We start from the raw sequence: 24,425 nt of genomic DNA on the forward strand, positions 1-24,425 counted from the left end.
AGCTCTTGCGCATTGAACTGCGACATCACGCAGCAACGGAGCCGTTCATGTCTGCACCGGCAATTTCGCTTGAGAGCCTCAGCACGACATTCGGTGACCAGTTGCTTGGCACCATGAAACTCGGGGGCTGCGCGTCTTCGTCCTGCGGCTCGTCGACAAAGCCCGACGACACGGATCCGGCTGTCTGGGAGAAGATCAAGGATCACCCCTGCTTTTCAGAAGAGGCGCATCACTATTTCGCGCGTATGCACGTCGCGGTCGCGCCGGGCTGCAACATCCAGTGCAACTACTGCAATCGCAAATATGACTGCGCCAACGAAAGCCGGCCTGGGGTGGCCTCTGAAAAGCTGACGCCCGATCAGGCGCTACGCAAGGTGATCGCGGTCGCCAATGAGGTGCCGCAGCTTTCCGTGCTCGGCATCGCCGGACCGGGCGACGCCTGCTACGACTGGAAGAAGACGAAGGCGACCTTCGCCAGGGTCGCCAGGGAAATCCCAGACATCAAGTTTTGCATATCCACGAATGGGCTGGCGCTGCCCGACCATGTCGATGAGCTTGCTGACATGAATGTCGATCACGTGACGATCACGATCAACATGGTCGACCCTGAGGTCGGTGCAAAGATCTATCCTTGGATCTTTCACGATCATCGCCGCTACGTCGGCATTGAAGCCACCCGGATCCTGCACCAGCGGCAGATGTTGGGCCTGGAGATGCTGACCGCGCGGGGCATCCTCACCAAAATCAACTCGGTGGTGATCCCGGGCGTGAATGATGAGCATCTGATCGAGGTGAATAGATGGATTAAGGAGCGAGGCGCGTTCCTGCACAACCTTATGCCGCTGATTTCGGACCCGGCCCACGGCACGCATTACGGTCTGAGCGGGCAGCGCGGCCCAAACGCAATGGAGATGAAGGCTCTTCAGGATCGTGTCGAAGGTGGCGCCCAGTTGATGCGGCACTGCCGGCAGTGCCGGGCAGATGCCGTGGGCCTGCTCGGAGAAGATCGTGGCCAGGAATTCACAGTCGACCGGATTCCCGGCGAGGTCACCTACGATGCCAGCAAACGCAAGGCCTATCGGGAGCTGGTCGCGGAGGAGCGCCGTGATCACGTCGAGGCTAGGAGAGAAGCGATCGGATTGGTCAAGGCAGCGAGCCGCGGCAAGTCCCTTCTCTTCGCGGTGGCGACCAAGGGCGGCGGCCGCGTCAATGAGCATTTCGGCCATGCGAAGGAATTCCAGGTTTATCAAGCCTCGCTGAAAGGGATCAGCTTCGTCGGGCATCGGAAGGTGGACAAGTATTGCCTCGGCGGCTGGGGCGCAGAAGCCGCCCTCGATGGCGTCATCGCAGCGCTTCAAGGCATAGATATCGTGCTGTGCGCCAAGATCGGAAATTGCCCGCAGGATCAGCTCGCGGAGGCCGGAATCAGAGCCACCGACGCCTGTGCCCATGACTATATCGAGACAGCAATCAGCGCGATTTACATCGCCGCGTCTGGGACCCCCACACTCGCGGCGACGGCCTGAGCTGTCTCATTCATTCGGACCAGGAGTTAAAATGGCTTTCAAGATCATCGCATCCCAATGCACCCAATGCGGCGCCTGCGAATTCGAATGTCCTTCGGGCGCGATCAAGTTCAAAGGCGAGAGCTACGTGATCGAGTCACAGAAGTGCACCGAATGCGAGGGGGTCTTCGATGCGCAGCAATGTGCCTCGGTATGTCCGGTGCCGAAGACCTGCGTTCCTGCGTAACGGACATTGGACTGCCGACATGGTTGGGGGCTGCCTACGCAGGACGCCTGGAACGCCTTGTTCGCAATCTCAGCCGCAAGAGAAATCAGGGAACGGACATGTCGCTCGGACGCGAAGAGGAGATCGAAATCCGCAGGCCTCCACGATTCATGCCGGGAGAGCGGGTACGTGCCACTCGCCACATAAAGAATGACGGCACCTATCCTGGCAGGGAGATCGGCGAAAATCTCGTGCGGAAGGGGGACGAGGGATATGTGCGCGACATTGGCACCTTTCTCCAGCAGTTCTTCATCTATGCGGTCGAGTGGATCGACCGTGGCACCGTCGTCGGTATGCGAGCGCGTGAACTGATGAGCCTCGACAAGGCCGAGGCGCCCTGCAGTGCTGAAAGCAATACCAATGAAGGGACGGCCAGATGAAAGTCATGATCCGCAGGACCGATGCTGGTTTGTCGGCGTATGTCCCCAAAAAGGACCTCGAAGAGCCGATCATCAAACTGGAGAAGGAAGAGTTGTGGGGCGGAACGGTCACGCTCAGGAACGGGTGGCGGCTCCTCCTACCCGATCTCCCACATGATACGCGTCTGCCGATCACCGTCGAGGCAAGGAAGATTTCCGAAGAGGGCTGATGCTGCCCCTAGGTGCGTCGCGAGGAAACGAGATGAACACGATCCTGACATCGGGCCACCTCGTCATTGTGCGGGACAGTTTTGCTGAAAAGCTGCTTGACCTGGCGAAGGGAGCGCTCGCCGCCGATGAGGTGATCCCCTATCTCGGTCCGGGTCTTCTTGAGTTGAACTGTGTGGAACCGCCTGTGCCGCATACCCCGGAGGTTGTTGCCGCGGCACTCAACGCACGGGCTCCTGCCCCTTCCAGGATCCGCACCAATATGTGGTCGGTTGCGCAGTTCATCGAACAGCGCCGGCATCGCCGGACCCTTCAAGCTTGGATGACCGACATATTCGCAGCGCCGGTGGGGCCGACCCCCTTCCACGCCTGGCTCGCAAGGCTGCCACTCTCCCTCATCATCGACAGCTGGTATGACAGCGCGATGCGCACGGCTCTGGTAGAGACGGGCCGAACGGACGTCGTTGAGATACAAGGCGTCACGCGCGCGAATGAAATCGGCAACATTTGGACGAAAACCTACGATTTGTCCGGGAGGGAGCTCGACCCCCGATTGGGGGCCAAGACGGTTCTCTATTCACCTCACGGGAGTATTACGCCCGCGCAAAACTTTCTCGTCGCAGATTCCGACTACGTCGAAGTCCTGTCCGAAATTGATATCCAGACACCGATCCCAGACGCTGTGAAGGAACGGCGCATCACCCGTGGATTTTTCTTCGTTGGCTGCCGCTTCAACGATCAGATGCTGCGCACCTACGCCAGACAGATCATGAAGCGCTCCCGCGGTCCCTATTGCACCGTAATGGACGCGGAAACCCTGACCAGAAACGAAGCGCGTTTCCTTGCGGCAAGCGGAATCACGGTGATCGACATGCCACTAAGTCAAGCGGCGGCTCGGCTTGTGGGAACGGGCACGGCTGCAGGTTGAGGACGGGATTAACAATGGCGGATGCCTTTGATGATGTCTGCTTCGGCTTTCCTCGAAGGCGCAAAATGCAGTCGGGAATACACCCGTGAACAGTGAAGCTGTCAGCGGCGCAACGAACGCACTGAATTCGTTGGCCCATGTTGAAGCGGCGCGCTGGGGCCGGGATTTGAGTACGCTGTTGCGCATCACGCGTATGAATCTGCGCCATCCGTGGCAGGTTGCCCTCGCTATGGGCTCGACGATCATGGCGGCAATCCTCCAGTTGCTCATTCCCCAGCTTCTCGGCCGGGCTGTCGACCAGACCCAGACAGCTATCGGGGGCGGTGTCGCGGGGGCCGCGGCAGGACAAGCGCTCTGGGCCCCGGCTCTCCTGCTGCTCGCCGTCAGCGCGCTACGCGGCGTTTTCACGATGGCGCAGAACTATTTTGCCGAAGCCGTCGGGCATCATGTCGCGTACGAATTGCGGCTCGCCTACTACGACAAGATCCAGCGTCTCAGCTTTTCCTTTCACGACCGGGTCCATTCAGGCGATCTGATAACCGCCGGAATGCTCGATCTCGAAGGCGTGCGGATGTTTTTTTCCACCGGGCTCATGCGGGTGCTCCTGCTGGCGATGCTGATCGGGATTGGCGCTTACATGATGATCTCGACCGATCCCGTGCTCGGCTTGGCCGCGCTCAGCTTCGTGCCTTTTGTCGCTTGGCGCTCATCGACCACACAGCTTAGGCTGCGCGCCACCTGGCTCGACCTCTATGAGCGCCTTTCGGTACTAAGCCGCGTGATGAAGGAAAATCTCGCAGGTATCCGTGTGGTCCGCGCTTTTGCGGCTCAATCCTATGAGATGCTGAAGTTCGACGGCGCTTCCAAGAACGCGCTCGACCTCGCCAACGATCTCGTTGACATCTACGTACCAAACACGTCGGCGATGACCTTGTCCTACTTTTTTTCAATGGGATTGGTGCTTGGGATCGGTGGCAACAAGCTCGTCGCTGGCGAGATCAGCGTCGGAACCATGGCGACCTTCCTGACCTTCATGACCATGCTGCAAATGCCAGTCCGCCAGATCGGTCTCATGGTCAATGCGTTTGCCCGCGCTTCTAGCTGCGGTTCGCGGCTTTTCGGTCTCCTCGATCAGGAGATCACAATCAGGGATGCTCTCGAGGCCAGACCGCTTGAGATAAGTGACGGCACTCTGCGCTTCCACAATGTCTCATTTGCCTACCCCAACGCCGAAAACCGCGCCATTCTGAAGAACCTCAGCTTTGAGGCCCGGAGAGGCGAGACGATCGCGATCGTCGGTCCGCCGGGTTCCGGCAAATCGACGATGGCTCATCTGGTCCCCCGCTTTTACGACGTGACCGATGGCGCCATCACGTTGGACGGCCAGGACGTACGCAATGTCACCCTCGAGAGCCTTCGCAAGGCGGTCGCGGTTGTACAGCAGGATGCGTTCCTATTCACCACAACGATCGAGAACAACATCGCTTATGGCGATCCCTGGGCGAAGAGACAGCGAATTGAACGCGCTGGAGAATTCGCCCAGCTCCACGACTACATCCTCGGGCTCCCGGCAGGGTATGAGACGGTCGTGGGCGAACGCGGCGTTTCTCTCTCTGGCGGCCAGCGCCAGCGTCTCACGATTGCTCGCACCATGATGCTGCGCCCCTCCGTCATCATTTTCGACGACTCGATGGCCGCGATAGATGCCGGCACCGAGCTGCGCATTCGCGCGGCGATGCGGCGCTTCGCCAAGGATCGGGTGACGATCATCATCGCGCACCGGCTGAGTGCGCTTAAGCATGCCGATCAAATCCTTTTTGTCGAAAAGGGCGAAATCGTAGAACGCGGCACGCATGAAGAGCTTCTGGCGAAGCGGGGACGCTACAGGGCCCTTTACGATCTCCAGACGCGCCCGGGTGATAGCATTATTAGCCAGGATGGGGGCGCCCGCTGATGGACCAGGGCCCCGGCGAACTCGAAGCCGAACGTGACGACGGCAGACGCCCTCCGCGCGCGGTCGTCGGCTCGCACCGGATCGAGGAAGAGATGTTCGGCCGGGCTTTCGACAAGAGCATCCTCCGTCGCATCTGGGGCTTCGTCCATCCCTACCGGGCAAAGGTAGTTGTCACGATTGTCGCGATGCTGATCTTCACCGGGACGCAGCTTCTCATCCCCTTGATCATCCGCTACGCGATCGACCTCGGCATGAACCCGGCAAGGCCCGATCGCTCAGCCCAGCTTGCGGCCGTCGGCGCGTTCGTTTCGGCGATTTTGGTCAATTTCGCCGCCGGCTACATGCAGGAAGCCTTGGATGGGAAAATGGCCGAAACTGTCCTGTTCGACATCCGCCGCGCCATGTTTGGCCATCTGCAAAAGGTTTCGCTCTCTTTCATGGACAAGACCGAGGTTGGACGCCTGATGTCGCGCCTGCAAGGCGACGTTAACTCCATACAGGAGTTCCTGGAAACCTCGGTATATTCCCTAGGCGATGTTGCGCTTCTCTTCGGCATCGTTTTCGTAATGCTGTGGCTCGACTTTCGCCTCGGCCTCCTGACGCTGTCGGTTCTGCCGATCCTGGTAATCGTCCGCATTGTCTGGCTGCCGCGTGCCCGCGATGCCTTCATGGCTGCACACGAAACCAATTCCGTCGTCAATGGCGCGCTGGCCGAAGCCATTCACGGCGTGCGGACCATACAGTCGATGGACCGCCAGCAGGTGAATTTCAGTCTTTTTGACGATCGGGCCCATGCCAACCTCAGGACCCACCTGGTCGCTGCCAGATATGCACTGGTCATGGTCCCCCTCGTCGATGGCATCACCGGCCTCGCCTTGGCCGCCGTTATTGTGGTCGGCGGCTCGATGGTCATGAATAGCCGTATAGATGTGGGCGTGTTGGTAGCCTACCTATTTTACATCCAGCGGTTCTTTGACCCCATCCGCTCACTCACCCTGCAATATTCGGTCATGCAGCGCGCCATGGCCTCAGGCAAGCGCCTGACCGATGTACTCGACGTCAAGATCGATGTTAAGGACAAACCCAATGCCGAGGTGCTTTCGCCCGAAATGGACGGCTCGGTCGAGTTTAGGGACGTCACCTTCGGCTACGATCCGAACCGTTCGGTTCTGAAAAATGTCTCGTTCAAGGTCAATCCGGGCGAGACGGTCGCACTAGTCGGACCGAGCGGTTCTGGCAAATCGAGTGCGATGGCCCTGGTCCACCGCTTCTATGATGTTCAGCAGGGTCAGGTGCTGGTCGGCGGACATGATGTACGCGACCTCACCCAGGAATCGCTCGGCCGCCAGGTCGCCATGGTGCTGCAGGAGCCATTCCTGTTCACCGGGACGGTCTTCGAGAACATTCGATACCAGAAGACGGAAGCCACGCGCGACAAGGTGATCGAGGCGGCCAAGGCCGTCGGCGCGCATGACTTCGTCATGAGCCTCGCTGACGGGTATGAGACCCAACTTGGCGAACGCGGCGACAACTTATCTCTCGGCCAGCGCCAGCTTATCAGTTTCGCCCGCGCCCTCGTCGCTGACGCCAAGATCCTCGTGCTCGACGAAGCTACCGCCAACATCGACAGCTACACGGAATTGCAGATTCAGAAGGCTCTGATCAAGCTGCTTGAAGGGCGGACTGGCCTCGTCATCGCCCACCGTCTCGCCACGGTCCGGGGGGCCGACCGCATCGTCGTGCTTCAGAATGGCCAAGTTGTTGCGACTGGCAACCACGATGAGCTAATAGCCATGGGCGGCCTGTATTCCAAACTCTACTATCTCAACTACGCCTCCTTCGACGACCTTCCCGAACACGATACCACTGTCCAAGCTGGCTCTCAGACCTGACATCTTGGCGGCCTTGTGGTAGTGGCGTTGACTTTCGGGCGTGTCCGCAGACCACTCAGGCCACCGCATCCGGCCAGCAGCCAGCATTCAAGCACGAGCACTCCTCGCAGTTCGTGAAGACCGGCTGCGAACGATTTCCTCCAGCATCGTATCCGACCGCGGTGCACCACCATCCATCGGGCGAGCTCGCTCGAGGTGTTGGCTCGGCGTCGCAAAGCCGCTCGCGAGCGCGCCCCCAATAGCGCCGTAGCGAGTGACGGCTTTGCTACCGACGGGCCGCTGATGAAGCTGGATCAATGGGCGCCGCACCGACGCCGCACCGGGCGAGAAGAACCTCCTGGGCTGGCTATGGGCAACGACTAGCGCCAGCGCGACGAGCAGACGCGTGCCGGCATCGTGACGCGCTCGGCTACCCTCTCCTTAGGATCGTGCATGTTCACACGATGGCCCAGACGCCAGCCAACGCACAAAGCTGGTATTCTGTGCCGCCTGCTCGTCGTCAGTTTGGCCTACTCCCGATTGCCTGCCCCACCACGTGCAAGCTCGAGCACATGGTCAGCCAAGTCGAGCCATGATTTCGGATTGAATGGTCCTCGCGGTGTAAAGGGAAGCATCTAGCGGCAGATTTCCAAATGCCATTTGACAAAGCAGGTAGTTGGCACCTGCCTCTTCCAACTGATCTAGCAGAGCTTTTCGCACAGACTCTGCTGATCCTACCACGCACAATTCACTCTCGACTGCCGCATCGAAGGTCAGCGGCAAGTTTGGTGGAGTGGGGATAGCGTTAAGCTCGTAAAGGAATTGGAAGCTCTTGAGCCAGCGTGCGTAAGCAGGTGCCGCGAGCGAATAGGCATGTGTGTCACAACGCCCAATCACGACCATGCGGAGCAATCCGACAAATCGCCCTTGATCCCCCCCGCCTGCGTTGTCCTCTCGATAGGCGCGGAACGCATCAGTAGTTTTGCGAACAGAAGAGGAAGGTCCTACACACGCGATATTTGTTCCATTCGCAGCGGCCCAAGCTGCGGACTCGGGTCGATTGGCAGCGAGCCATGTGGGCGGATGTGGACGCTGATGAGGTCTTAGCGTCAAAGGAACGTCATTGAGATCGAAATGGCGGCCTTGATAGCATAGCGTGCCGACCTCCCTCGAATTAACAAGTATTTGCATAAGAATTTCGCTGGCTTCGGCATAACGGCCCGGCACCGCGTCCGCACCAATCCCGAAGTAGCCCAATTCGGTCGGGAGAGCACCGCGCCCTATGCCCAGTTCGAGCCTGCCACCGCTCAACTGGTCCAGCATACAGATCTCTTCGAACGCACGCAGCGGATGATAAAGCGCAAGCAGCATCACCAAGGGTCCGAGACGCAAGCGCCGGGTGCGCTGGGCGACGCTCGATAAGAACAGATTCGGCGATGGACCTCTCCCATGGGGAGTACAGTGGTGTTCTGCGAGATGATAGGCATAGAACCCTAGCTGATCGCACGCCTCTGCTAATATGAGGCGATCTTCGTACTGCCGGCCTATATCGCGGCCATCCTCATCCAAATGATCGAAGATGCCGAAAGCTAGGTTTGAAGGAAAGACGTTTGTCACTCTTTTAGTCCCCGATTTTAAAAGCAGGCTGTTTTCTTGCTGGGATCACCAAGCAAGTCGGAAGAGATGTGTGTGATCGCCGATTAGCGTCAGCGTAACGAAGAAGCAGAGCCTGACGCTTCCCTGCCCCTGGAGCTTGGCACCGTTAAGCTTCCGGCAATGTCGCCAGCGGCAGCAAGAAATTCATCCATCTGCTCTTTTGTGCCGATGCTGACGCGGATACAGTGTTCCAAGCCTTTGTCTGGAAAAAACGCGACAAGTATCTTTTGCCTCTCCAATGCTGCTTGCCACCATGAGCCGTCCTGTCCCGCGGGCACACGGGCCAGCAAGAAATTTGCGCGGGAGGGTGTTACGGAAAATCCGAGTTGCGATAGTGCAACTGTCACTCGCTCTCGTTCATCCTTGATGTGCTTGTGGTTGTCTGCGTAGGCGCCGCGATGCGCAAGCACGCTGATACCAACGGCATGCCCGATCACGTTCATGTTGAAGACGTTCTGGATGTTTCGCAGCCTTCCAATAATTTCAGGGTGACCGAAACCGAAACCGACGCGAATGCCAGCGGCGGCATAGCTTTTCGAGAATGACCTCAAGATCAGAAGGTTCGAATACCGGCTGATGAGGCGCAGTCCGTGATCGGGTGCAAAGTCGACGTAGGCCTCATCGAGGACAATCAAGCGGTCCGATTGTGCTACGAGGCATTCGATATCGCTTATCGGGAGGAATGTTCCGGTCGGATTGTTTGGATTGGCCAACATAATAAACTTGGCATCTTTTGCCGCACCGGAAAGCAATTGCTCCATTGGCAGGGAATGAGCTTGACATCCGATTTCGAGGAACTCAGCGCCCTGAAGCATGGCAAGTTTGCGGTTGAACGAAAACCCTGGCGACATCATCGCAACCTTGTCGCCGGGTGCGAGGAAAGCTCTGTAGATCAGTCCGAGCAGTTCAGACGACCCGTTGCCAGCGATGACCTGATCCCTGGAAACGCCATAGGTGCTGGACGCTGCTTCCCTCAATCTGAAGTTATCGTCATCCGGATATAGATACTGGCGCTTGAGGGCCGCCACTGCACTTTGCATTATGATTGGCGGCAACGGAAACGGGTTCTCATTCGTATTCAGCTTGATAAAATTTGCGTCCGGCGCTGGTCCGTTGGACGGCAGAGCATCCAACTGTCGTGTCACTTGCGAAAGAGCCGAAAGCACAGTTTGCAGTTTTGCGTCGGACATATTTAACTCCGTTTCAGTCACACAGGGGGCATCCGTATGAGCTCGCAACGAGAGCAACATGGCGGACGGGATTGACGATGGCAGGGTTGCCTTTCACACAATGGGCGCAGCGCCGGCTGAGATGGGAATTCAGCCAGGCTGTCCTCGGTCGAATCGAGTTGACGCGGACGCGGATCTGCATCGCTGCGCGGCGCCAAGGCGCTAAGCGGCTCAGCTCATGCCCAGGGTCATGCTTTCAAAGACGCTTGATCTCGACGCCGTATTTCCTCAGCACGTAGCCAATCTGGCGCGGGGTCAGCCCAAGCAAGCGCGCTGCCTTTGCCTGCACCCAGCCACATCTTTCCATGGCAGCAATGACGCGCTCTATATCGGGCGTCCTCGCGCCAATTGGGTGGGTTGCGCCGGCAAGCGGGTTAGTCGCGGCCGAACTGGCGGCCTCGTCCGGGGGCGTGGCCAAATTCGCTGACTCCGGCAGGATCGGCGGTGGTTGCAGCGCGGCCTTGCCCGATCTGCACTTCCACAGCGCCTCGGCAAAGCATTGGCCTTGGGAGCAGGCAAAGTCGTTTCTCCCGATTGACAGTCCCTCGGCCAGGATCGCTGTCCGGTGCACGCAATTTTCAAGCTCGCGAATGTTGCCGGGAAACTCACATTTCATCAGCACTTCAATCGCACGCGGATCGAAGGTGAGCGTACAGCCGTTCTCGTCGTTGAACTTCTTGAGAAACTCAGCTGCGAGGAGCGGAATATCGCTGCGCCTTTGGCGCAATGCTGGTACCAGCAAGGGAACCACGTTGATGCGGTAGTATAGGTCGGCGCGGAACTCATTCCTTGCAACCGCCTCTTCCAGGTTCCTGTTCGTGGCGGCAATCACGCGAACATCGACCTTGATGGTCTGATTGCTGCCGACGCGCTCAAACTCCTGCTCCTGCAGCACGCGCAGTAGCTTTGCCTGGAACGAGGCCGAGATCTCGCCAATCTCGTCCAGAAACAACGTCCCCTTGTCAGCGAGCTCAAAGCGCCCCCTGCGGGAATTGAATGCGCTTGTGAAGGCACCCTTCTCATGACCGAACAATTCGGATTCCAGGACTGTCTCTGGGAGCGCTGCACAATTGAGTTTAACGAAGGGCCGCTTGGCGCGCGGCGACAACTCGTGAATTGCCTTGGCAGCCAGCTCCTTCCCGGTACCGGACTCACCTCGCAGCAGAACTGTGGTTTTTGCCTTGGCTACGACCGCGATCTTCTCCAGCAGGGCGCTTATCGCCGGACTGTCACCAATCATCCCCTCGACGTGGACCTTTTTGCGCCGGGGTGCAGGGTGCTTAACATCAGAAAATTTCGTTTGCAGCCGATGTTCCAGCTCCGGCGTTCGCTCGCGGTCGGCCGCGGAGAAGCGATGCAACTTGACTGTCTGTCCCACCATGTTGGCAATCATGGTAAGCAGCCGGACATCATCGTCGAGCCGATAGCTTGACCTGCTTTCCAAAACCCGGTCCAAAGTCAGCGCGCCTATGGCGTTCCCATCAACACGAATGGGAACGCCGATGAACGACACGGTGTCGGAGGCCCCAAGCACCTCGATATCAGCGGCAGTGAAGGTCGGATGCATCGCTATGTCCTCGGCGAGGAGCGGCGTGTCGGTCGTCACAATCTGGTCGATGGCGTTGCGCGGCAGGCGCGACCGGGAGGGCTCATTGCCGTTCGTGCCGCAGCCGCTGGCCACTGTGATGTCCAGTCCGCCCTCGGCATCGCAGAGAGCGATGATGCCGTGCCGCATCTGCACAAACGAGTGCAGGAGATCGACTACCTTGGCCAACTTGAGTTCGAGCGGGGCGGCATCGGCGAGTACTTTCGATATTTCGAAGATGCCGGTTAGCGCGCGCTCGTGCAATGCCACACTCGCAGGATTCGTGTCGGACTTTGGACAACCCTTTATCGCATTCGGCAGCGATATGCCGCAGTCGCGGGCATTCTGTTCTGACTTGCTAATGTTGTGGTGCATGTGATCCTCGATCTCGCGCCATCAAATCTAGGCTGGCGGCATGTGCGCCCGCGACATCGCGGGCACGCGCGAAAATGCTCCGACGTGAACTCGTGCCGCCGCCGTGTGGTCGAGTGCAAAGCGGGTCTAGCCCTGACGCATCGCTTGGCTACTCCCTCCACGAGGCTTGGCCATGTTATTGGCTTGCCCCGGGCAAACACACGTTGTTTTCAAAAGACTGGAGCGAGGCGGCATAGTCAATCGAGCTTTCTTTCATCTGTGAAAGGAAACCTCGCGGCCTATGATAGGATTCATCAGTTCTATCTTTGCGTTGAAGCAGAAATACCTGGGCCGGCCATGCCTTGCCCGAGCCGCTGACCGCGCGGAGTGTAAATGCGGGGCCGTGCCATTCACCAGCGCCCGCGAAGGAGGGGCGGGAGCGATAATAACAGCCAACGGCACTGGTCGGTCGCGGCAGACGCCATCTTTCTCGAGTTGATCAGGCGGCGGCGATGTCGCGTGTGAAGGCGCGAAGCTGGCATCGAGTACGACTTCGTAGGCGGTGCCCGCAACTTCTGAATCGCATCGTCTTGGTCAGCACCATCACCAGCCTGGGGCCGAAATCGGCACACTCAATGAGCGTATCGAAAAGTCTGAACAGATTACGATGCGACCGCTTGGAAACGGCTGCCCCTGCTGCGGGCGTTGATTTGCAAAATTGGTCGTCCAAAAGGCCGTCCGAATATCTGATTGCAGTGGCTGCATGGTCGTAGGCTGTCTAGAAACGAGCGCTTCCGAACAGGGGTAAGTTAGCCTGTCATCTGGACGGCCTTGAACAGGCGACCTATTGGTACGCGCTGGCGCCAACGATGGGGCCCGGTCCAAAGCCGGCTAATGAGGAACCCACCACGCTTTTTGCAGCAAAGCCGCTAGCCAGAGGGATCGACCCGCAAGCACTCTGCCAGAGACCATCAAGGGCGTTCGGACCGCGGCCTTGCCCGCTGGTCTGACACCGCATTCCTCCATCATTGGCGAGCCCACGTCAGTTCAGGTGATGCGGATTCATCTGGCATGGGTATTGCGGCGGCGGTGGTGCAGCGTTCGACCGGAGCGCCGCGATAGGGAGAAGCCCGGGAGAAGTCACGCCACCTCGATCCGGTCAGGGAGAGAAAAACAGTGTCAGCTGCACAAGTCCGCGGCGCGAGTCCCGCGCCCCGCAAACCCTTCTACACCAAGCTCTACGCCCAGGTGCTTGCCGCCATCGCGCTCGGCGTCGCAATTGGCTATTTTTATCCGGAGACCGGCGAGAGCCTGAAGCCGCTGGGTGATGCCTTCATCAAGCTGGTCAAGATGATCATCGCGCCTGTCATCTTCCTGACAATTGCGACCGGCATTGCCGGCATGAACGATCTTCATAAGGTCGGCCGGGTCGCCGGCAAGGCAATGGTTTATTTCCTCACCTTCTCAACGCTCGCGCTGATCGTCGGCCTCATCGTCGCCAATGTCGTCCAGCCTGGCGACGGCCTGAACATCGATCCGGCCTCGCTCGATGTCCAGGCCGTGAATACCTATGCCGCAAAAGCCAAAGCGCAGTCGGTCACCGGCTTCCTGATGAACATCATCCCGCCAACGATCGTCGGTGCCTTCGCGGAAGGCGACATCCTGCAGGTGCTGTTCTTCTCGGTTCTGTTCGGCATGGCGCTTGCGATGGCCGGAGAGACGGGCAAGCCTGTCGTTTCCTTCCTCCAGGCGCTCATTGTGCCTGTCTTCAAGCTCGTCGGAATTCTGATGAAGGCCGCGCCGATCGGCGCTTTTGGCGCGATGGCCTTCACCATCGGCAGATATGGCATCGGTTCGGTAGTCAACCTCGCGATGCTGGTCGGGACGTTCTATTTCACCGCCTTCCTCTTCGTGTTCGGGGTTCTCGGCGCAGTCTGCCGCTACAACGGCTTTTCGATTTGTTCTCTCATTCGTTACATCAAGGAAGAGCTGCTGCTTGTCCTCGCAACGTCCTCCTCGGAGGCGGCGCTCCCGTCGCTGATGGAGAAAATGGAGAAGGCGGGCGCCAGGCGTTCGGTTGTGGGTCTCGTCATCCCGGCCGGATATTCGTTCAATCTGGACGGCACGAATATCTACATGACGCTAGCGGCTCTCTTCATCGCACAGGCGACGAACACGGATCTGTCCATCGGCGATCAGGTGCTGCTGCTGCTCGTAGCAATGCTTTCCTCCAAGGGCGCTGCAGGTGTGACAGGTGCGGGCTTCATCACCCTGGCGGCTACGCTCGCGGTAGTTCCGAGTGTTCCCGTTGCTGGGATGGCACTGATACTCGGCATCGACCGATTCATGTCCGAATGCCGGGCGCTGACGAATTGCGTCGGCAACGCAGTGGCATCCCTCGTCGTCGCACGCTGGGAAGGAGAGTTGGACCGAGCACAGATGAAAGCTGCCTTCAGCGGTCATCAGCTTACCGAGGCATCAAACCGGCTACCCTCCTGCAAGTAAGGTGGGCGGCCCACGACCTGTCAAGTCGCTTAGCTGGTCACATAACTGAACGACCGACCCGCAGCCTCTAAACGGCTCCTCACGGACCATGTATCAGAAGCGCTAAATGTGTGAGTGCAAATCGTCACCGCCCTTTAAGCGAATGAGCCTTTCAGTATACCCGGCCGGTTTACGTCTGCAATGATGTTCGTCCAACACGTTGTGCCCATTCGTATGGGGACGTCTTCACTTCGCCACCCGAAACGGAAACGCGCTAGGCGGACAGAGAGCCGGCCCGCGTCAAAAACCAATCAGAATAGGACCTATGACCAAGCGCCCCACGATTGCCGATCTCGCCCGCGAAGCCCGAGTCAGCGTAGCAACGATCGATCGGGTTCTGAACGCCCGCCATCCGGTGCGCGAGGAGACCGCGCGGCGGGTCCACGACGCCGCCCAGGCGATCGGCTATCATGCTGCCGGGCTAATCAAGCAGCGGTTGCGGCGAGACCTACCGCACTACCGTCTGGGCTTCATCTTGAGAAAACCGGCCCAGCATTTCTACCAAGATTTTGCGCGCGAGGTCGAAGCATCGGTCAATTTGGCCCAGTCCTTCCACGGCATTCCGCTCGTCGAATTCGCCCCGTCACATATGCCGAGCGACCTGATCGCGCCGCTCAAGGAGTTGGGCGCACGCTGCCATGCAATCGCGATGGTGGCACCGGACCACCCGAAAATCACAGCAGCGGTTGAGGACCTCAAGGCCAAGGGCATTCCGGTTTTCTCGCTGCTTTCCGACTTCGCCGCCGGCGTGCGACAGGGGTATATCGGCCTCAACAACCGCAAGGTGGGGCGCACGGCCGCTTGGATGGTGTCCAAGGTCGCAAAACGGCCCGGCAAAGTGGCGGTGTTTGTCGGCAGCCATCGTTTCCAGGGGCACGAGCTCCGTGACGTCGGCTTTCGCTCCTATTGCCGTGAGAACGCGCCCACGTTCGAGGTGCTGGATCCGGTCATGAACCTCGAGAAACGGCAGATCACCTACGAGGCAACGCTTGATCTCATGCAGCGGGAGCCCGAGCTCGTCGGCTTCTATGTCGCCGGCGGCGGCATGGAGGGCGCCATCTCCGCGCTCCGAGAAGAGGGCAAAAGTCGGGATCTCGTCGCGATCGTGAATGAAATCACACCTGAGTCTCGGGCAGCGCTCGCAGATAACATCGTCACGATGGCGGTCGCCACGCCAATGCGCCGGCTTTGCCAGGAGCTGATAACGCTGATGACACGGGCTATCGAGACCGGCACCGCTGAAACACCCGGCCAGACATTTCTGCCGTTCGACATCCATCTGCCGGAAAATATATGAAGGTTCATAAGCGGGAGTTTCCTTTCATAACGAGAGAAAGTTGAATGATGGTCCCTCCACACGGGTGGGCGCACCCCCGGGCCCTAGCCGCGGCCCAGGACGAAGAGCCAATTGGGTATCGGCGGCGCCTTAAGGCGGTGGTCAATGATCCCGCACGGCAATAGCCGAGCGAGGCCAGCACAGTCCATTTGGGGGTCGACCTCGTCGACCGCCATCTCCTCGCCTGGCTGCACGTGAAAAGCCGCGGCACAGCCGGCAAGGCAGGAATTTAACCGGGCTAACCATCTTCTGGGACTTCGCACGCAAATCGAGGCGGCAGTCAATTCAGTAGCAGCCCGGGCGTGTGTTCTGCTCGTTCCGGCCCCTCGCACTTAGCAAGGAACTGCGCCGCTCTGCCGGGCCAAAGGCCCGACGCCCGAAGGGCAACCGCTCCGACGCGATCGCGTCCGCCTCCAGAAGCCGCCATCGAAAGAATGCTCGCGTCGTCACCACCTACGGCCAAGGCGGGCAATCAAGGCAGCTGGCATCACTCTGCCACACATCCTCGACGAGCAACTCGCCTGAGATCAGCCCCAGAACGTAGGCAACACGCGCCGCGCCGGCGCTTGTCGAGATGCTGATCGGCCCGTCTACAGGGGGCGATTAGGTGGGGCTTAACATCTTCCGGGACTTCGCACGCGATTTCGAGGTGGCAGTCGGTACCAAGAAACGAAAGGTCGGATCGGCGTGCCCGAGACGCTCAATGATTTCAGGCAAAGGCGCCAGGCGAGATGCCTCCTGCAACATCATTTCCCGCATCCACATGCTTGCCGGATCACTATTGTGAAGCTCAGGCCATTGGACGGCTTCCGTGAATGCAGGAGGAGGAAGTGGCGGCGGAAGTTGGACAATCCGCAGGGGTGTTGCTTTTGCGAAATGCTGCGCCAGCCGTAAGGGCATGGTCCCGATGCGGTTGGTGCCTGACAGGACGGGCGGGATCAGGCTAAAGCCCTGTACGACAACTTCGATACGTCTCTCGAAACCGTGCTCGAGCAAATACCATTCCTCCATGGTGGGCTGCCGGGTGTGCCTGAATTTGAGCACAACATGTCCCATGCACAAGTATCGCTCGAATGTAAGTGGCTCCGACAGCTGCTTGTTCGTGCCGCAGCCTACGCCTACGAGCTTATCTTCGAACAGGGCTGCGCGAGGATGTTTCGACATGAACACTTCCGGCATGATCAGAAAATCAACGTCGCCGCGCCGGAGAAGCTCCTCGGGGTCGTCGCAAATAGGCAGACATTCAAAGCGAACGGCGGGAGCTTCCTGCGCAGCGCGCTCTACTATCTTCCTAAAAAATACGAGCGTGATGTAATCGGAAAGCATGATTCGGAAGAGACGATCCGATTGGGCCGGGTTGAAGGCGTCGGGGGAAATAATCGATAGCTGGATGTGCAGCAATGCGTCCCGGACTGCTGGGGCGAGCCCGTCGGCGCGCGGCGTCAAAATGAGCTCGCGGCCGTTCATCGTAAATAGCTCATCGTTAAAATAGGCGCGTAGCCGAGCAACGGCGGCGCTCATGGCCGGCTGGCTCAGGTTGATACTGCGAGCCGCGGCAGTGACTTTACGCTCCCTCATCAGAGCGTCCAGCACAACGAGGAGATTTAGATCCAGCCCTTTAAAACGCATGTCATGTTCTATCCAACGTGTGGATGCGTATCATTCAAACAATCAATTTTACGAATTTACGAGCCATGCATTAGAGGAACGGAAAGTGAGCGACGTCAAGCTCAAATCGACGACACGGGCCGGAACTCGAGAGAGCGTCTGGCTCACCTTCGCCAACGACAACGGCTGAGTGCAGCCACCAACGCCGCTTTGGTCGAGTAATGCGGCCGCAAAAACCAATATGAAGAGAGGTCCTGAATGCGCCATCAGGTGCAGTGGAAGTTGTGCTGGGAAAACGAGTTGCAGCTCTCCGATCACGTTAAGCTCGCCGAGTTCTTTCGTGATACGTACGGGCCGACTGGGGCGTCCAACGCAGAACCGTTCGAAGGTAGTCGAAGCTGGGCCGGAGCCAGGCCTGAACTCCGCGTAATCGCCTATGATTCAAGCGGTGTAGCGGCTCACATGGGCATACTGCGCCGTTTCATCAAGGTCGACGCGGTCGACCTGTTGGTGGCTGAGCTGGGCCTGTACGGGGTACGTCCGGACCTTGAGGGTCTGGGAATCGCCCATTCAATCCATGTCATGCTTCCAATACTGCAGGAGCTTGGCGTTCCATTCGCTTTCGGAACGGTCAGGGACGCGCTGCGGAATCATGTTGAGAGGTTCGGACGGCGATACAGCCCTATGGCCGTTTTGTCGGGAATTCGCGTGCGCTCCACCCGACCAGAGGCCCGCCTCGACCTGCCGCCCACACGCATCGATGACGCACTCACCATTGTTCTGCCAGTTGGACGGCCGATCAGCGAATGGCCCACGGGCACGATGATAGATCGGAACGGACCAGAGCTATGAGCTGGTCCGATTGCTTGTACGAAGTGCGCCGTGAGTGCTCTGACGGCACCGGCCGTCGAAGCGTTTATCTGACGTTTGACGACGGTCCCAATCCACTTTTCACACCGGAGATTCTCGACGTGCTGGCAGAGCAGCGGGTGCCGGCGACTTTCTTCGTCATCGGCGCCTACGCCTTAGAGCACCCAGATCTAATCCAACGGATGATCGCAGAAGGGCACGAGGTAGGCAACCACACGATGTCTCATCCGGACCTGTACCAATGCGGTTTCGGCGAAGTGCAACGTGAGGTCTTTGAAGCGAACGACGCCATCATGAGAGCGTGCCCGCAGGCCTCGGTCCGCTTTGTTCGCGCGCCCTACGGCGCCTGGAGCGAAGAAGTCTGCACAGCATCACAGATCGCCGGGCTGGCGGCCCTTCATTGGTCCGTCGACCCTCGAGATTGGTCTCGCCCTGGAGTCGAGGCGATTATTGATAGAGTGCTCGCCTCTGTCCGGCCGGGCGCAATTGTACTCTTGCACGACGGATGCCCTCCCGGCGAGTTGAGCCAGGGCGCTCACGCCGGCATGCGCGACCAGACGGTCACGGCGCTGTCCCGGCTGATTCCAGCACTGCGTGAGCGCGGATTTGTAATCCGCTCACTTCCTCAACATCACTGAACAAACGAGATCCCATGACACTTCTTGGTACAACCAGCACTGTGGCCATTTCGCTTTATGCACTGCTCTCGACTGCCTATAAGAGCATGCAAGGGCTTTATGCTATGCCGACAAAGGATTCGTCGGCGTTGGAGGTTCTCGTCGGCTCCGACAAACTGCCCAGCGTGGATGTCATCGTCCCCTGCTTCAACGAGGATCCGCGCACGCTTTCAGAGTGCCTGGCTTCCATTGCAGACCAAGAATACGCCGGAAGACTTCGGGTCTATTTGGTTGATGACGGTTCTGGAAATCGCGAAGCCTTAGGAACTGTCCACGAAGACTACGCGCGCGACCCCAGGTTCGACATCATTTTGCTTCCCGAGAATGTTGGAAAGCGCAAGGCGCAGATCGCCGCGATACGCCGCTCATCAGGGGATCTGGTGCTTAACGTTGATTCAGACACGGTACTCGCACCCGACGTCATTTCCAAGCTTGTACCGAAGATGCGAGATTCAGCGGTCGGCGCAGTCATGGGTCAGTTGACGGCCAGTAACCGAACCGAGAGCTGGCTGACCAGGCTGATAGACATGGAGTACTGGCTGGCTTGCAACGAGGAGCGCGCGGCACAGGCTCGCTTCGGTGCCGTTATGTGCTGTTGCGGCCCATGTGCCATGTACCGCCGGTCTGCGCTCCTTTTGTTACTGGACCAGTACGAGTCGCAATTTTTTCGGGGCAAGCCAAGCGACTTCGGTGAGGATCGCCATCTCACTATCCTGATGCTGAAAGCAGGCTTTCGAACCGAATACGTTCCGAGCGCCATCGCGGCCACAGTCGTTCCGAACAGACTCGGACCGTATCTGCGCCAACAACTCCGTTGGGCACGAAGCACATTCCGGGACACGCTGCTTGGGCTGCGCTTGCTGCCTAGCCTAAATAGCTATCTCACGTTGGACGTGGTCGGACAGAATCTCGGCGCGCTACTCCTCGCCCTATCGGTATTAACGGGCCTCGCACATTTCGCACTGACAGGCACTGTGCCTTGGTGGACAGGACTGATGATTGTGTCCATGACCATGCTCCGATGCAGCGTGGTAGCATTTCGTGCTCGACAATTTCGATTTCTTGGCTTTTCGCTGCACACGTTCATCAACGTCTTTCTCTTGCTTCCGTTGAAGGCCTACGCGCTGTGTACCTTGAGCAATAGCGATTGGCTGTCACGAAGCTCTGCTGTCGCTACATCGAACACTGGGGGAAAACAGGCCCCCACCCAAACTCCGATCACTGGTTCCAGCAGGGCAGAATTCTCGCCCCATTCGGCTCCGCTTCGCAGGCTCAATCTTGCGCGGGATTCTTCGGAATTAGTCCTGTCGGACAACATTTGCGGCGACGAGTGATCGCTACTTACCTGATGGACGAGAGGTGCACGAGTTTGACCCAGAACGCGAATCATCAGTTGCTTGATCGGGAATTGGCCGCAGACGATCCGTGGCGCCTCGACGGCAATCCGTTCGAGCAGAAGCGCCACACGCAAATGCTCCAGCTGGCGCTTGCCCAAGGCTCCATTACAAATGCCCTCGAAGTCGGGTGCGCTGCCGGCGCATTCACGGAAAAACTAGCCCCCTACTGCCAAGGGCTCACCGTCATCGATGTCGTGGCGCAAGCGATTGCTCGAGCACGTCAACGGATAAAGGAGCCGTCGCGCATCAACTGGATAGTCTCCGATGTTCAACAGTTTTCGACCAACGAGTTGTTTGACCTGATCGTTGTGGCGGAGGTCCTCTACTACCTCGGAGACATAGCCGAGATGCGCGCGGCCGTCAAAAACCTGGTGCGGGTGCTTGCGCCAGGCGGGCATCTGATCTTCGGATCGGCAAGGGATGCTAATTGCCGTCGCTGGGGTCACGCCGCTGGTGCTGAGCCGGTCATCGCCATGCTGAACGAAACGTTGATCGAGGTAGAGCGTCTTGAGTGTCGGGGCGAGTCGGTCAACGAAGACTGCTTGCTCGTCCGTTTCCGGAACCCGATTTCCGCTTCCTGATGAATCGAATCTATCGCCGTTAACGTGGAGACACTATGCGCATCTGTGGTACCAAGCTGACCCATGATGGGGCGATCGCCCTGGTCGAGGATGGACGGCTCGTCTTCTGCGTTGACCAGGAAAAGCGGCACAACGATCCGCGTTACCAATCCATCGATAATCTCGACGCAATTGTTGCCGCTTTAGCGGAGCAGCGGCTAGATCCTTGTGATGTCGATCAGTTCGTTATCGACGGCGGGGATGGCGAAGACGAGTCACAGTTTCAGGTCGGCAGGCAACCAAGCAACCGCCAGTTTTGTCGTCCCTCTCGGTAAAATGAACCCATGTCCATGGTAGCGATCGACCTTACTGACGTAAGCAAAACTTATGACAAGCTCGTTGTCGACAGGCTGTCGTTCCGCGTTGCGGCGGGGGAATGCTTCGGGCTCTTGGGACCGAACGGCGCGGGCAAAAGCACGATTGCGCGTATGGTCCTCGGCATGACATCGCCTGATGCGGGGAAGATTACTGTGCTCGGCGCTCCAGTGCCGGCGCGCGCGCGTTTGGCACGTATGCGCATCGGCGTGGTCCCGCAGTTCGACAATCTTGATGCCGCGTTCACTGTACGCGAGAACCTGTTGGTGTTCGGGCGCTACTTCCGGATGAGCAGACGCCAGATCGATGCGGTCATACCATCGCTGCTTGAGTTCGCCCGCCTCGAGAACAAAGCGGATGCGCGCGTCGCCGAACTGTCCGGCGGCATGAAGCGGCGCCTGACGCTCGCGCGTGCGCTGATCAATGACCCGCACTTGCTGGTGATGGACGAGCCGACCACCGGCCTCGATCCGCAGGCCCGCCACCTGATCTGGGATCGGCTGCGATCGCTGCTGGCGCGGGGCAAGACTATTCTTTTGACTACCCATTTCATGGAAGAGGCCGAGCGGCTGTGCGATCGGCTGTGCGTTATGGAGGAGGGGCGCAAGATCGCCGAAGGTCGCCCGTCCGAACTCATTGACGAGCAGATCGGCTGTGACGTGGTCGAGGTCTACGGCGGCAATCCGCATGAACTGGGTGCGCTGATCCGGCCGTACGCACAGCGCATCGAGGTGAGCGGTGAGACGCTTTTTTGCTATGCACCCGATCCGGAGCAGGTGCTGGCGCAGCTACGCGGGCGCACGGGTCTACGCCTTCTGCAGCGTCCCCCCAATCTCGAGGATGTGTTTTTGCGGTTAACCGGGCGCGAGATGGAGGACTGAACAATGGGCGAACGTTATGCGGCGGGCATGCCCGCCAATGCGTGGAATTGGGTCGCGGTTTGGCGCCGCAACTATCTTGGATGGAAGAAAATCGGGCTTGCATCGGTTCTCGGCAACCTCGCCGATCCGATGATCTATCTGTTCGGTCTCGGCTTTGGCATCGGAACAATGATAGGTCCTGTTGAGGGCACTTCGTACATTGCGTTTCTCGCGGCTGGCATGGTTGCCACAAGCGTGATGGCATCGGCGACCGCTGAAACGGTCTACGGGAGTTTCGGCCGCATGGGCGACCAGCGCACCTGGGAAGGAATGCTATGCACTCAGCTGACGCTCGGCGATATCTTACTCGGCGAATTGGCGTGGGCAGCCACGAAGGCCCTCATGGCGGGCACAGCAATCACTATTGTTGCCACCACGCTCGGATACGCATCGTGGCCATCCATCCTCTGCTTGCTGCCAGTCATCGCTCTCAATGGCCTCGCCTTCGCGAGTCTAGCGATGGTCGTCACGGCGCTTGCGCCCAGCTATGAATATTTCATATTTTATAATACGCTTGTTATTACACCCATGCTGTTCCTTTGCGGCGCGATGTTTCCGGTCAACCAATTGCCCGGCGCTTTTCAGTATGCTGCCTCCTTATTGCCGCTCGCACATGCAGTCGACCTCATTCGTCCAGCGATGCTTGGCCGTCCGATTGACAAAATGGGCCTGCATATCGGCGCGCTTTGCATATACACGGTTTTGCCTTTCTTCTTTTCGATTGCTCTTTTTCGTCGAAGGCTGATGCGTTGACGCTACTCACCATTCGAATTGGATGTTTGGGCGCAACCCATTCACACGCCGCCTAGATCAAGACATGCGTTTTAAAGGACTCGATCTGAACCTCCTCGTTGTGTTGGACGCTCTGGTCAGGGAACGTAAAGTCACCGCGGCGGCCCGCAGTATTAACCTGAGCCAGCCGGCAATGAGCGCCGCCGTTGCTCGGTTACGCGCCTATTTCAGCGATGAGCTATTTACGATGAGCGGCCGCGAGCTCATTTTGACACCGCGCGCTGAGGGGCTCGCCCCAGCAGTCAGGGAGGCATTGCTGCACATCCAGCTATCGATTATTTCCTGGGACGCCTTCAACCCAGCCCAATCGGATCGTCGCTTCCGGATCATCCTTTCCGATTACATCACGCTCGTATTTTTTAAGAAGATCGTAGAACGTGCTGCGCGGGAAGCTCCCGCCGTCCGCTTTGAATGTCTCCCTATTTCCGACGACCCCGAGGAGCTTCTCCGGCGCGGCGACGTTGATTTTCTGATCATGCCGGAAGTATTCATGTCGAAACATCCTCGCGCAGCCCTGTTCGAAGATAAGCTCGTATGCGTAGGCTGCCGCACGAACAAGCAGCTGTCAGAGCCACTTACATTGGAGCGATACTTATCGATGGGGCAGGTTGTCCTCAAATTCGGGGACACCCGGCAGCTCTCCGTCGAGGAATGGTATCTGCTTGAGCACGGTTTCGAGAGACGTATCGAAGTTGTCGTACACGGCTTTAGCCTGATCCCGCCCGTTGTATCCGGCACCAGCCGCATCGGGACCATGCCCTTACGGCTGGCGCAGCATTTCGCAAAAACAACACCCCTGCGGATTGTCCAACTTCCGCCACCACTTCCTCCCGCATTCACGGAGGCCATCCAATGGCCTGCGCTCCACAATAGTGATCCGGCAAGCTTGTGGATGCGTGAAATGATGTTGCAGGAGGGATCTCGTATGATTCCTCTGCCTAAGAGCACCGGACGTCTCAGTTGTCCGCAAATTGAGAAACTGCTCCCCCCTCGACTATGAGAGGAGGCATGGATGGCGATTGGAATTGGGAGATTCCTGCATTGTCGAGAACGATGTGGAGAGAGCTGATGCTTCAGCCTAAGAGGTAGCAGCGATGCTGCGGCTGCATGAACTTGGCTGGTGGAGCGAACCGATGGGCGAAGGAATTCGGGTGCGCGCGCAACACGGTGCGTCGGTATCTCCGCCACGGCGGGACCGTTCCGTTTGGTAAACCTGTTCGGCCGACCGCGTTGACGGGCTGGACGATTGGCTGCGAGAGCGCTTGTTTCCGGTCCCCGCCGCCTGCGAGCCCGCAACTGCTCAGCAGAAGGGCGAAGTGAACGAGAATGCATTCATTTCATAAATGTATGCCTATCCAAGCAATCGATTTCTCCAATTGTCCGATGACGAA

The 24,425-nt window shown here is 58.6% G+C and carries 20 protein-coding genes and 2 pseudogenes; 18 read left to right on the plus strand and 4 right to left on the minus strand.

The genetic code is table 11. The annotated features are described in order from the left end of the window. Positions 1-47 precede the first annotated feature (47 nt). From nifB to NKJ78_RS25660, 7 genes are all read left to right on the plus strand, one after another. Positions 48-1,526, plus strand: a complete 1,479-nt coding sequence (nifB, locus tag NKJ78_RS25630; protein ID WP_352562714.1) for a nitrogenase cofactor biosynthesis protein NifB — start codon at positions 48-50, stop codon at positions 1,524-1,526. A gap of 31 nt (positions 1,527-1,557) precedes the next feature. Beyond that, a complete protein-coding gene (locus NKJ78_RS25635) occupies positions 1,558-1,752 on the plus strand; it encodes a 4Fe-4S dicluster domain-containing protein (protein ID WP_023672218.1) in 195 nt (64 codons plus the stop codon). Positions 1,753-1,850: 98 nt separating this feature from the next. Next, positions 1,851-2,171: a nitrogen fixation protein NifZ gene (locus NKJ78_RS25640; RefSeq protein WP_023687354.1), complete on the plus strand. Its 321-nt coding sequence runs from the start codon at positions 1,851-1,853 to the stop codon at positions 2,169-2,171. After that, positions 2,168-2,380 (plus strand): putative nitrogen fixation protein NifT, encoded by a 213-nt coding sequence (gene nifT, locus NKJ78_RS25645; RefSeq protein ID WP_023672220.1) that lies wholly within the window; start codon positions 2,168-2,170, stop codon positions 2,378-2,380. The genes NKJ78_RS25640 and nifT overlap by 4 nt, the downstream gene beginning before the upstream one ends. A 32-nt stretch (positions 2,381-2,412) precedes the next feature. Further along, positions 2,413-3,306 (plus strand): SIR2 family NAD-dependent protein deacylase, encoded by an 894-nt coding sequence (locus NKJ78_RS25650; RefSeq protein ID WP_023712674.1) that lies wholly within the window; start codon positions 2,413-2,415, stop codon positions 3,304-3,306. 85 nt (positions 3,307-3,391) lie between these two features. Further along, positions 3,392-5,260 (plus strand): ABC transporter ATP-binding protein, encoded by a 1,869-nt coding sequence (locus NKJ78_RS25655; RefSeq protein ID WP_352562715.1) that lies wholly within the window; start codon positions 3,392-3,394, stop codon positions 5,258-5,260. Continuing rightward, positions 5,260-7,152: an ABC transporter ATP-binding protein gene (locus NKJ78_RS25660; RefSeq protein WP_352562716.1), complete on the plus strand. Its 1,893-nt coding sequence runs from the start codon at positions 5,260-5,262 to the stop codon at positions 7,150-7,152. The genes NKJ78_RS25655 and NKJ78_RS25660 overlap by 1 nt, the downstream gene beginning before the upstream one ends. A gap of 555 nt (positions 7,153-7,707) precedes the next feature. Here NKJ78_RS25660 and NKJ78_RS25665 read toward each other — a convergent pair. The 3 genes from NKJ78_RS25665 to nifA form a co-directional block, all read right to left on the minus strand. Beyond that, a complete protein-coding gene (locus NKJ78_RS25665) occupies positions 7,708-8,748 on the minus strand; it encodes an LLM class flavin-dependent oxidoreductase (RefSeq protein WP_352562717.1) in 1,041 nt (346 codons plus the stop codon). Between the two features lie 89 nt (positions 8,749-8,837). Beyond that, complete coding sequence (gene hisC, locus NKJ78_RS25670) at positions 8,838-9,977, minus strand: histidinol-phosphate transaminase (RefSeq protein ID WP_352520145.1); 1,140 nt, start codon at positions 9,975-9,977, stop codon at positions 8,838-8,840. A 235-nt stretch (positions 9,978-10,212) separates the two neighbouring features. Beyond that, positions 10,213-11,976: a nif-specific transcriptional activator NifA gene (gene nifA / locus NKJ78_RS25675; RefSeq protein ID WP_352562718.1), complete on the minus strand. Its 1,764-nt coding sequence runs from the start codon at positions 11,974-11,976 to the stop codon at positions 10,213-10,215. A 1,155-nt stretch (positions 11,977-13,131) separates the two neighbouring features. On the opposite strand from nifA, the gene NKJ78_RS25680 reads away from it, so the two are divergent. Together NKJ78_RS25680 and NKJ78_RS25685 are read left to right on the plus strand one after the other, a co-directional pair. Beyond that, complete coding sequence (locus NKJ78_RS25680) at positions 13,132-14,460, plus strand: dicarboxylate/amino acid:cation symporter (RefSeq protein ID WP_352562719.1); 1,329 nt, start codon at positions 13,132-13,134, stop codon at positions 14,458-14,460. Between the two features lie 304 nt (positions 14,461-14,764). Beyond that, positions 14,765-15,796: a LacI family DNA-binding transcriptional regulator gene (locus tag NKJ78_RS25685; protein ID WP_023672231.1), complete on the plus strand. Its 1,032-nt coding sequence runs from the start codon at positions 14,765-14,767 to the stop codon at positions 15,794-15,796. A gap of 642 nt (positions 15,797-16,438) precedes the next feature. Here the strand turns inward: NKJ78_RS25685 and NKJ78_RS25690 are convergent. After that, positions 16,439-17,464, minus strand: a complete 1,026-nt coding sequence (locus NKJ78_RS25690) for a LysR family transcriptional regulator (RefSeq protein WP_023807977.1) — start codon at positions 17,462-17,464, stop codon at positions 16,439-16,441. A gap of 237 nt (positions 17,465-17,701) precedes the next feature. Between NKJ78_RS25690 and NKJ78_RS25695 the strand changes: the two genes are divergently transcribed. From NKJ78_RS25695 to NKJ78_RS25735, 9 genes and pseudogenes are all read left to right on the plus strand, one after another. Beyond that, complete coding sequence (locus NKJ78_RS25695) at positions 17,702-18,295, plus strand: NodA family N-acyltransferase (RefSeq protein WP_023694280.1); 594 nt, start codon at positions 17,702-17,704, stop codon at positions 18,293-18,295. Next, on the plus strand, positions 18,292-18,951 hold the full coding sequence (gene nodB / locus NKJ78_RS25700; protein WP_023806351.1) for a chitooligosaccharide deacetylase NodB: 660 nt from the start codon (positions 18,292-18,294) through the stop codon (positions 18,949-18,951). Before NKJ78_RS25695 ends, nodB begins: the two co-directional genes overlap by 4 nt. A gap of 14 nt (positions 18,952-18,965) precedes the next feature. Then, a complete protein-coding gene (nodC, locus tag NKJ78_RS25705) occupies positions 18,966-20,324 on the plus strand; it encodes a chitooligosaccharide synthase NodC (protein WP_023806352.1) in 1,359 nt (452 codons plus the stop codon). Between the two features lie 14 nt (positions 20,325-20,338). Then, positions 20,339-20,968 (plus strand): nodulation methyltransferase NodS, encoded by a 630-nt coding sequence (gene nodS, locus NKJ78_RS25710; RefSeq protein ID WP_031198788.1) that lies wholly within the window; start codon positions 20,339-20,341, stop codon positions 20,966-20,968. A gap of 35 nt (positions 20,969-21,003) precedes the next feature. After that, a pseudogene (locus tag NKJ78_RS25715) lies at positions 21,004-21,237 on the plus strand (carbamoyltransferase N-terminal domain-containing protein); the annotation flags it as partial. 54 nt (positions 21,238-21,291) lie between these two features. Then, positions 21,292-22,203 carry a nodulation factor ABC transporter ATP-binding protein NodI gene (nodI, locus tag NKJ78_RS25720; RefSeq protein WP_023706355.1) on the plus strand — a complete coding sequence of 304 codons (912 nt, stop codon included), beginning with the start codon at positions 21,292-21,294 and terminating at the stop codon, positions 22,201-22,203. A 3-nt stretch (positions 22,204-22,206) separates the two neighbouring features. Next, positions 22,207-22,995 carry an ABC transporter permease gene (locus tag NKJ78_RS25725; protein WP_023806355.1) on the plus strand — a complete coding sequence of 263 codons (789 nt, stop codon included), beginning with the start codon at positions 22,207-22,209 and terminating at the stop codon, positions 22,993-22,995. A 64-nt stretch (positions 22,996-23,059) separates the two neighbouring features. Then, positions 23,060-24,034, plus strand: a complete 975-nt coding sequence (locus NKJ78_RS25730; protein ID WP_023806356.1) for a LysR family transcriptional regulator — start codon at positions 23,060-23,062, stop codon at positions 24,032-24,034. An 8-nt stretch (positions 24,035-24,042) separates the two neighbouring features. Then, positions 24,043-24,302: pseudogene (locus NKJ78_RS25735) on the plus strand (hypothetical protein); the annotation flags it as partial. Positions 24,303-24,425: the final 123 nt, after the last annotated feature.

Source organism: Mesorhizobium sp. M0037 (assembly GCF_040323635.1).
Lineage (GTDB): Bacteria > Pseudomonadota > Alphaproteobacteria > Rhizobiales > Rhizobiaceae > Mesorhizobium.

What these genes read in the sequence shown, in the direction of transcription:
- nifB (WP_352562714.1), top strand. Translation starts at nt 48, where the DNA reads ATGTCTGCACCGGCAATTTCGCTTGAGAGCCTCAGCACGACATTCGGT.
- NKJ78_RS25635 (WP_023672218.1), top strand. Translation starts at nt 1,558, where the DNA reads ATGGCTTTCAAGATCATCGCATCCCAATGCACCCAATGCGGCGCCTGC.
- NKJ78_RS25640 (WP_023687354.1), top strand. Translation starts at nt 1,851, where the DNA reads ATGTCGCTCGGACGCGAAGAGGAGATCGAAATCCGCAGGCCTCCACGA.
- nifT (WP_023672220.1), top strand. Translation starts at nt 2,168, where the DNA reads ATGAAAGTCATGATCCGCAGGACCGATGCTGGTTTGTCGGCGTATGTC.
- NKJ78_RS25650 (WP_023712674.1), top strand. Translation starts at nt 2,413, where the DNA reads ATGAACACGATCCTGACATCGGGCCACCTCGTCATTGTGCGGGACAGT.
- NKJ78_RS25660 (WP_352562716.1), top strand. Translation starts at nt 5,260, where the DNA reads ATGGACCAGGGCCCCGGCGAACTCGAAGCCGAACGTGACGACGGCAGA.
- hisC (WP_352520145.1), bottom strand. Translation starts at nt 9,977, where the DNA reads ATGTCCGACGCAAAACTGCAAACTGTGCTTTCGGCTCTTTCGCAAGTG.
- nifA (WP_352562718.1), bottom strand. Translation starts at nt 11,976, where the DNA reads ATGCACCACAACATTAGCAAGTCAGAACAGAATGCCCGCGACTGCGGC.
- NKJ78_RS25685 (WP_023672231.1), top strand. Translation starts at nt 14,765, where the DNA reads ATGACCAAGCGCCCCACGATTGCCGATCTCGCCCGCGAAGCCCGAGTC.
- NKJ78_RS25690 (WP_023807977.1), bottom strand. Translation starts at nt 17,464, where the DNA reads ATGCGTTTTAAAGGGCTGGATCTAAATCTCCTCGTTGTGCTGGACGCT.
- NKJ78_RS25695 (WP_023694280.1), top strand. Translation starts at nt 17,702, where the DNA reads ATGCGCCATCAGGTGCAGTGGAAGTTGTGCTGGGAAAACGAGTTGCAG.
- nodB (WP_023806351.1), top strand. Translation starts at nt 18,292, where the DNA reads ATGAGCTGGTCCGATTGCTTGTACGAAGTGCGCCGTGAGTGCTCTGAC.
- nodC (WP_023806352.1), top strand. Translation starts at nt 18,966, where the DNA reads ATGACACTTCTTGGTACAACCAGCACTGTGGCCATTTCGCTTTATGCA.
- nodS (WP_031198788.1), top strand. Translation starts at nt 20,339, where the DNA reads ATGGACGAGAGGTGCACGAGTTTGACCCAGAACGCGAATCATCAGTTG.
- nodI (WP_023706355.1), top strand. Translation starts at nt 21,292, where the DNA reads ATGTCCATGGTAGCGATCGACCTTACTGACGTAAGCAAAACTTATGAC.
- NKJ78_RS25725 (WP_023806355.1), top strand. Translation starts at nt 22,207, where the DNA reads ATGGGCGAACGTTATGCGGCGGGCATGCCCGCCAATGCGTGGAATTGG.
- NKJ78_RS25730 (WP_023806356.1), top strand. Translation starts at nt 23,060, where the DNA reads ATGCGTTTTAAAGGACTCGATCTGAACCTCCTCGTTGTGTTGGACGCT.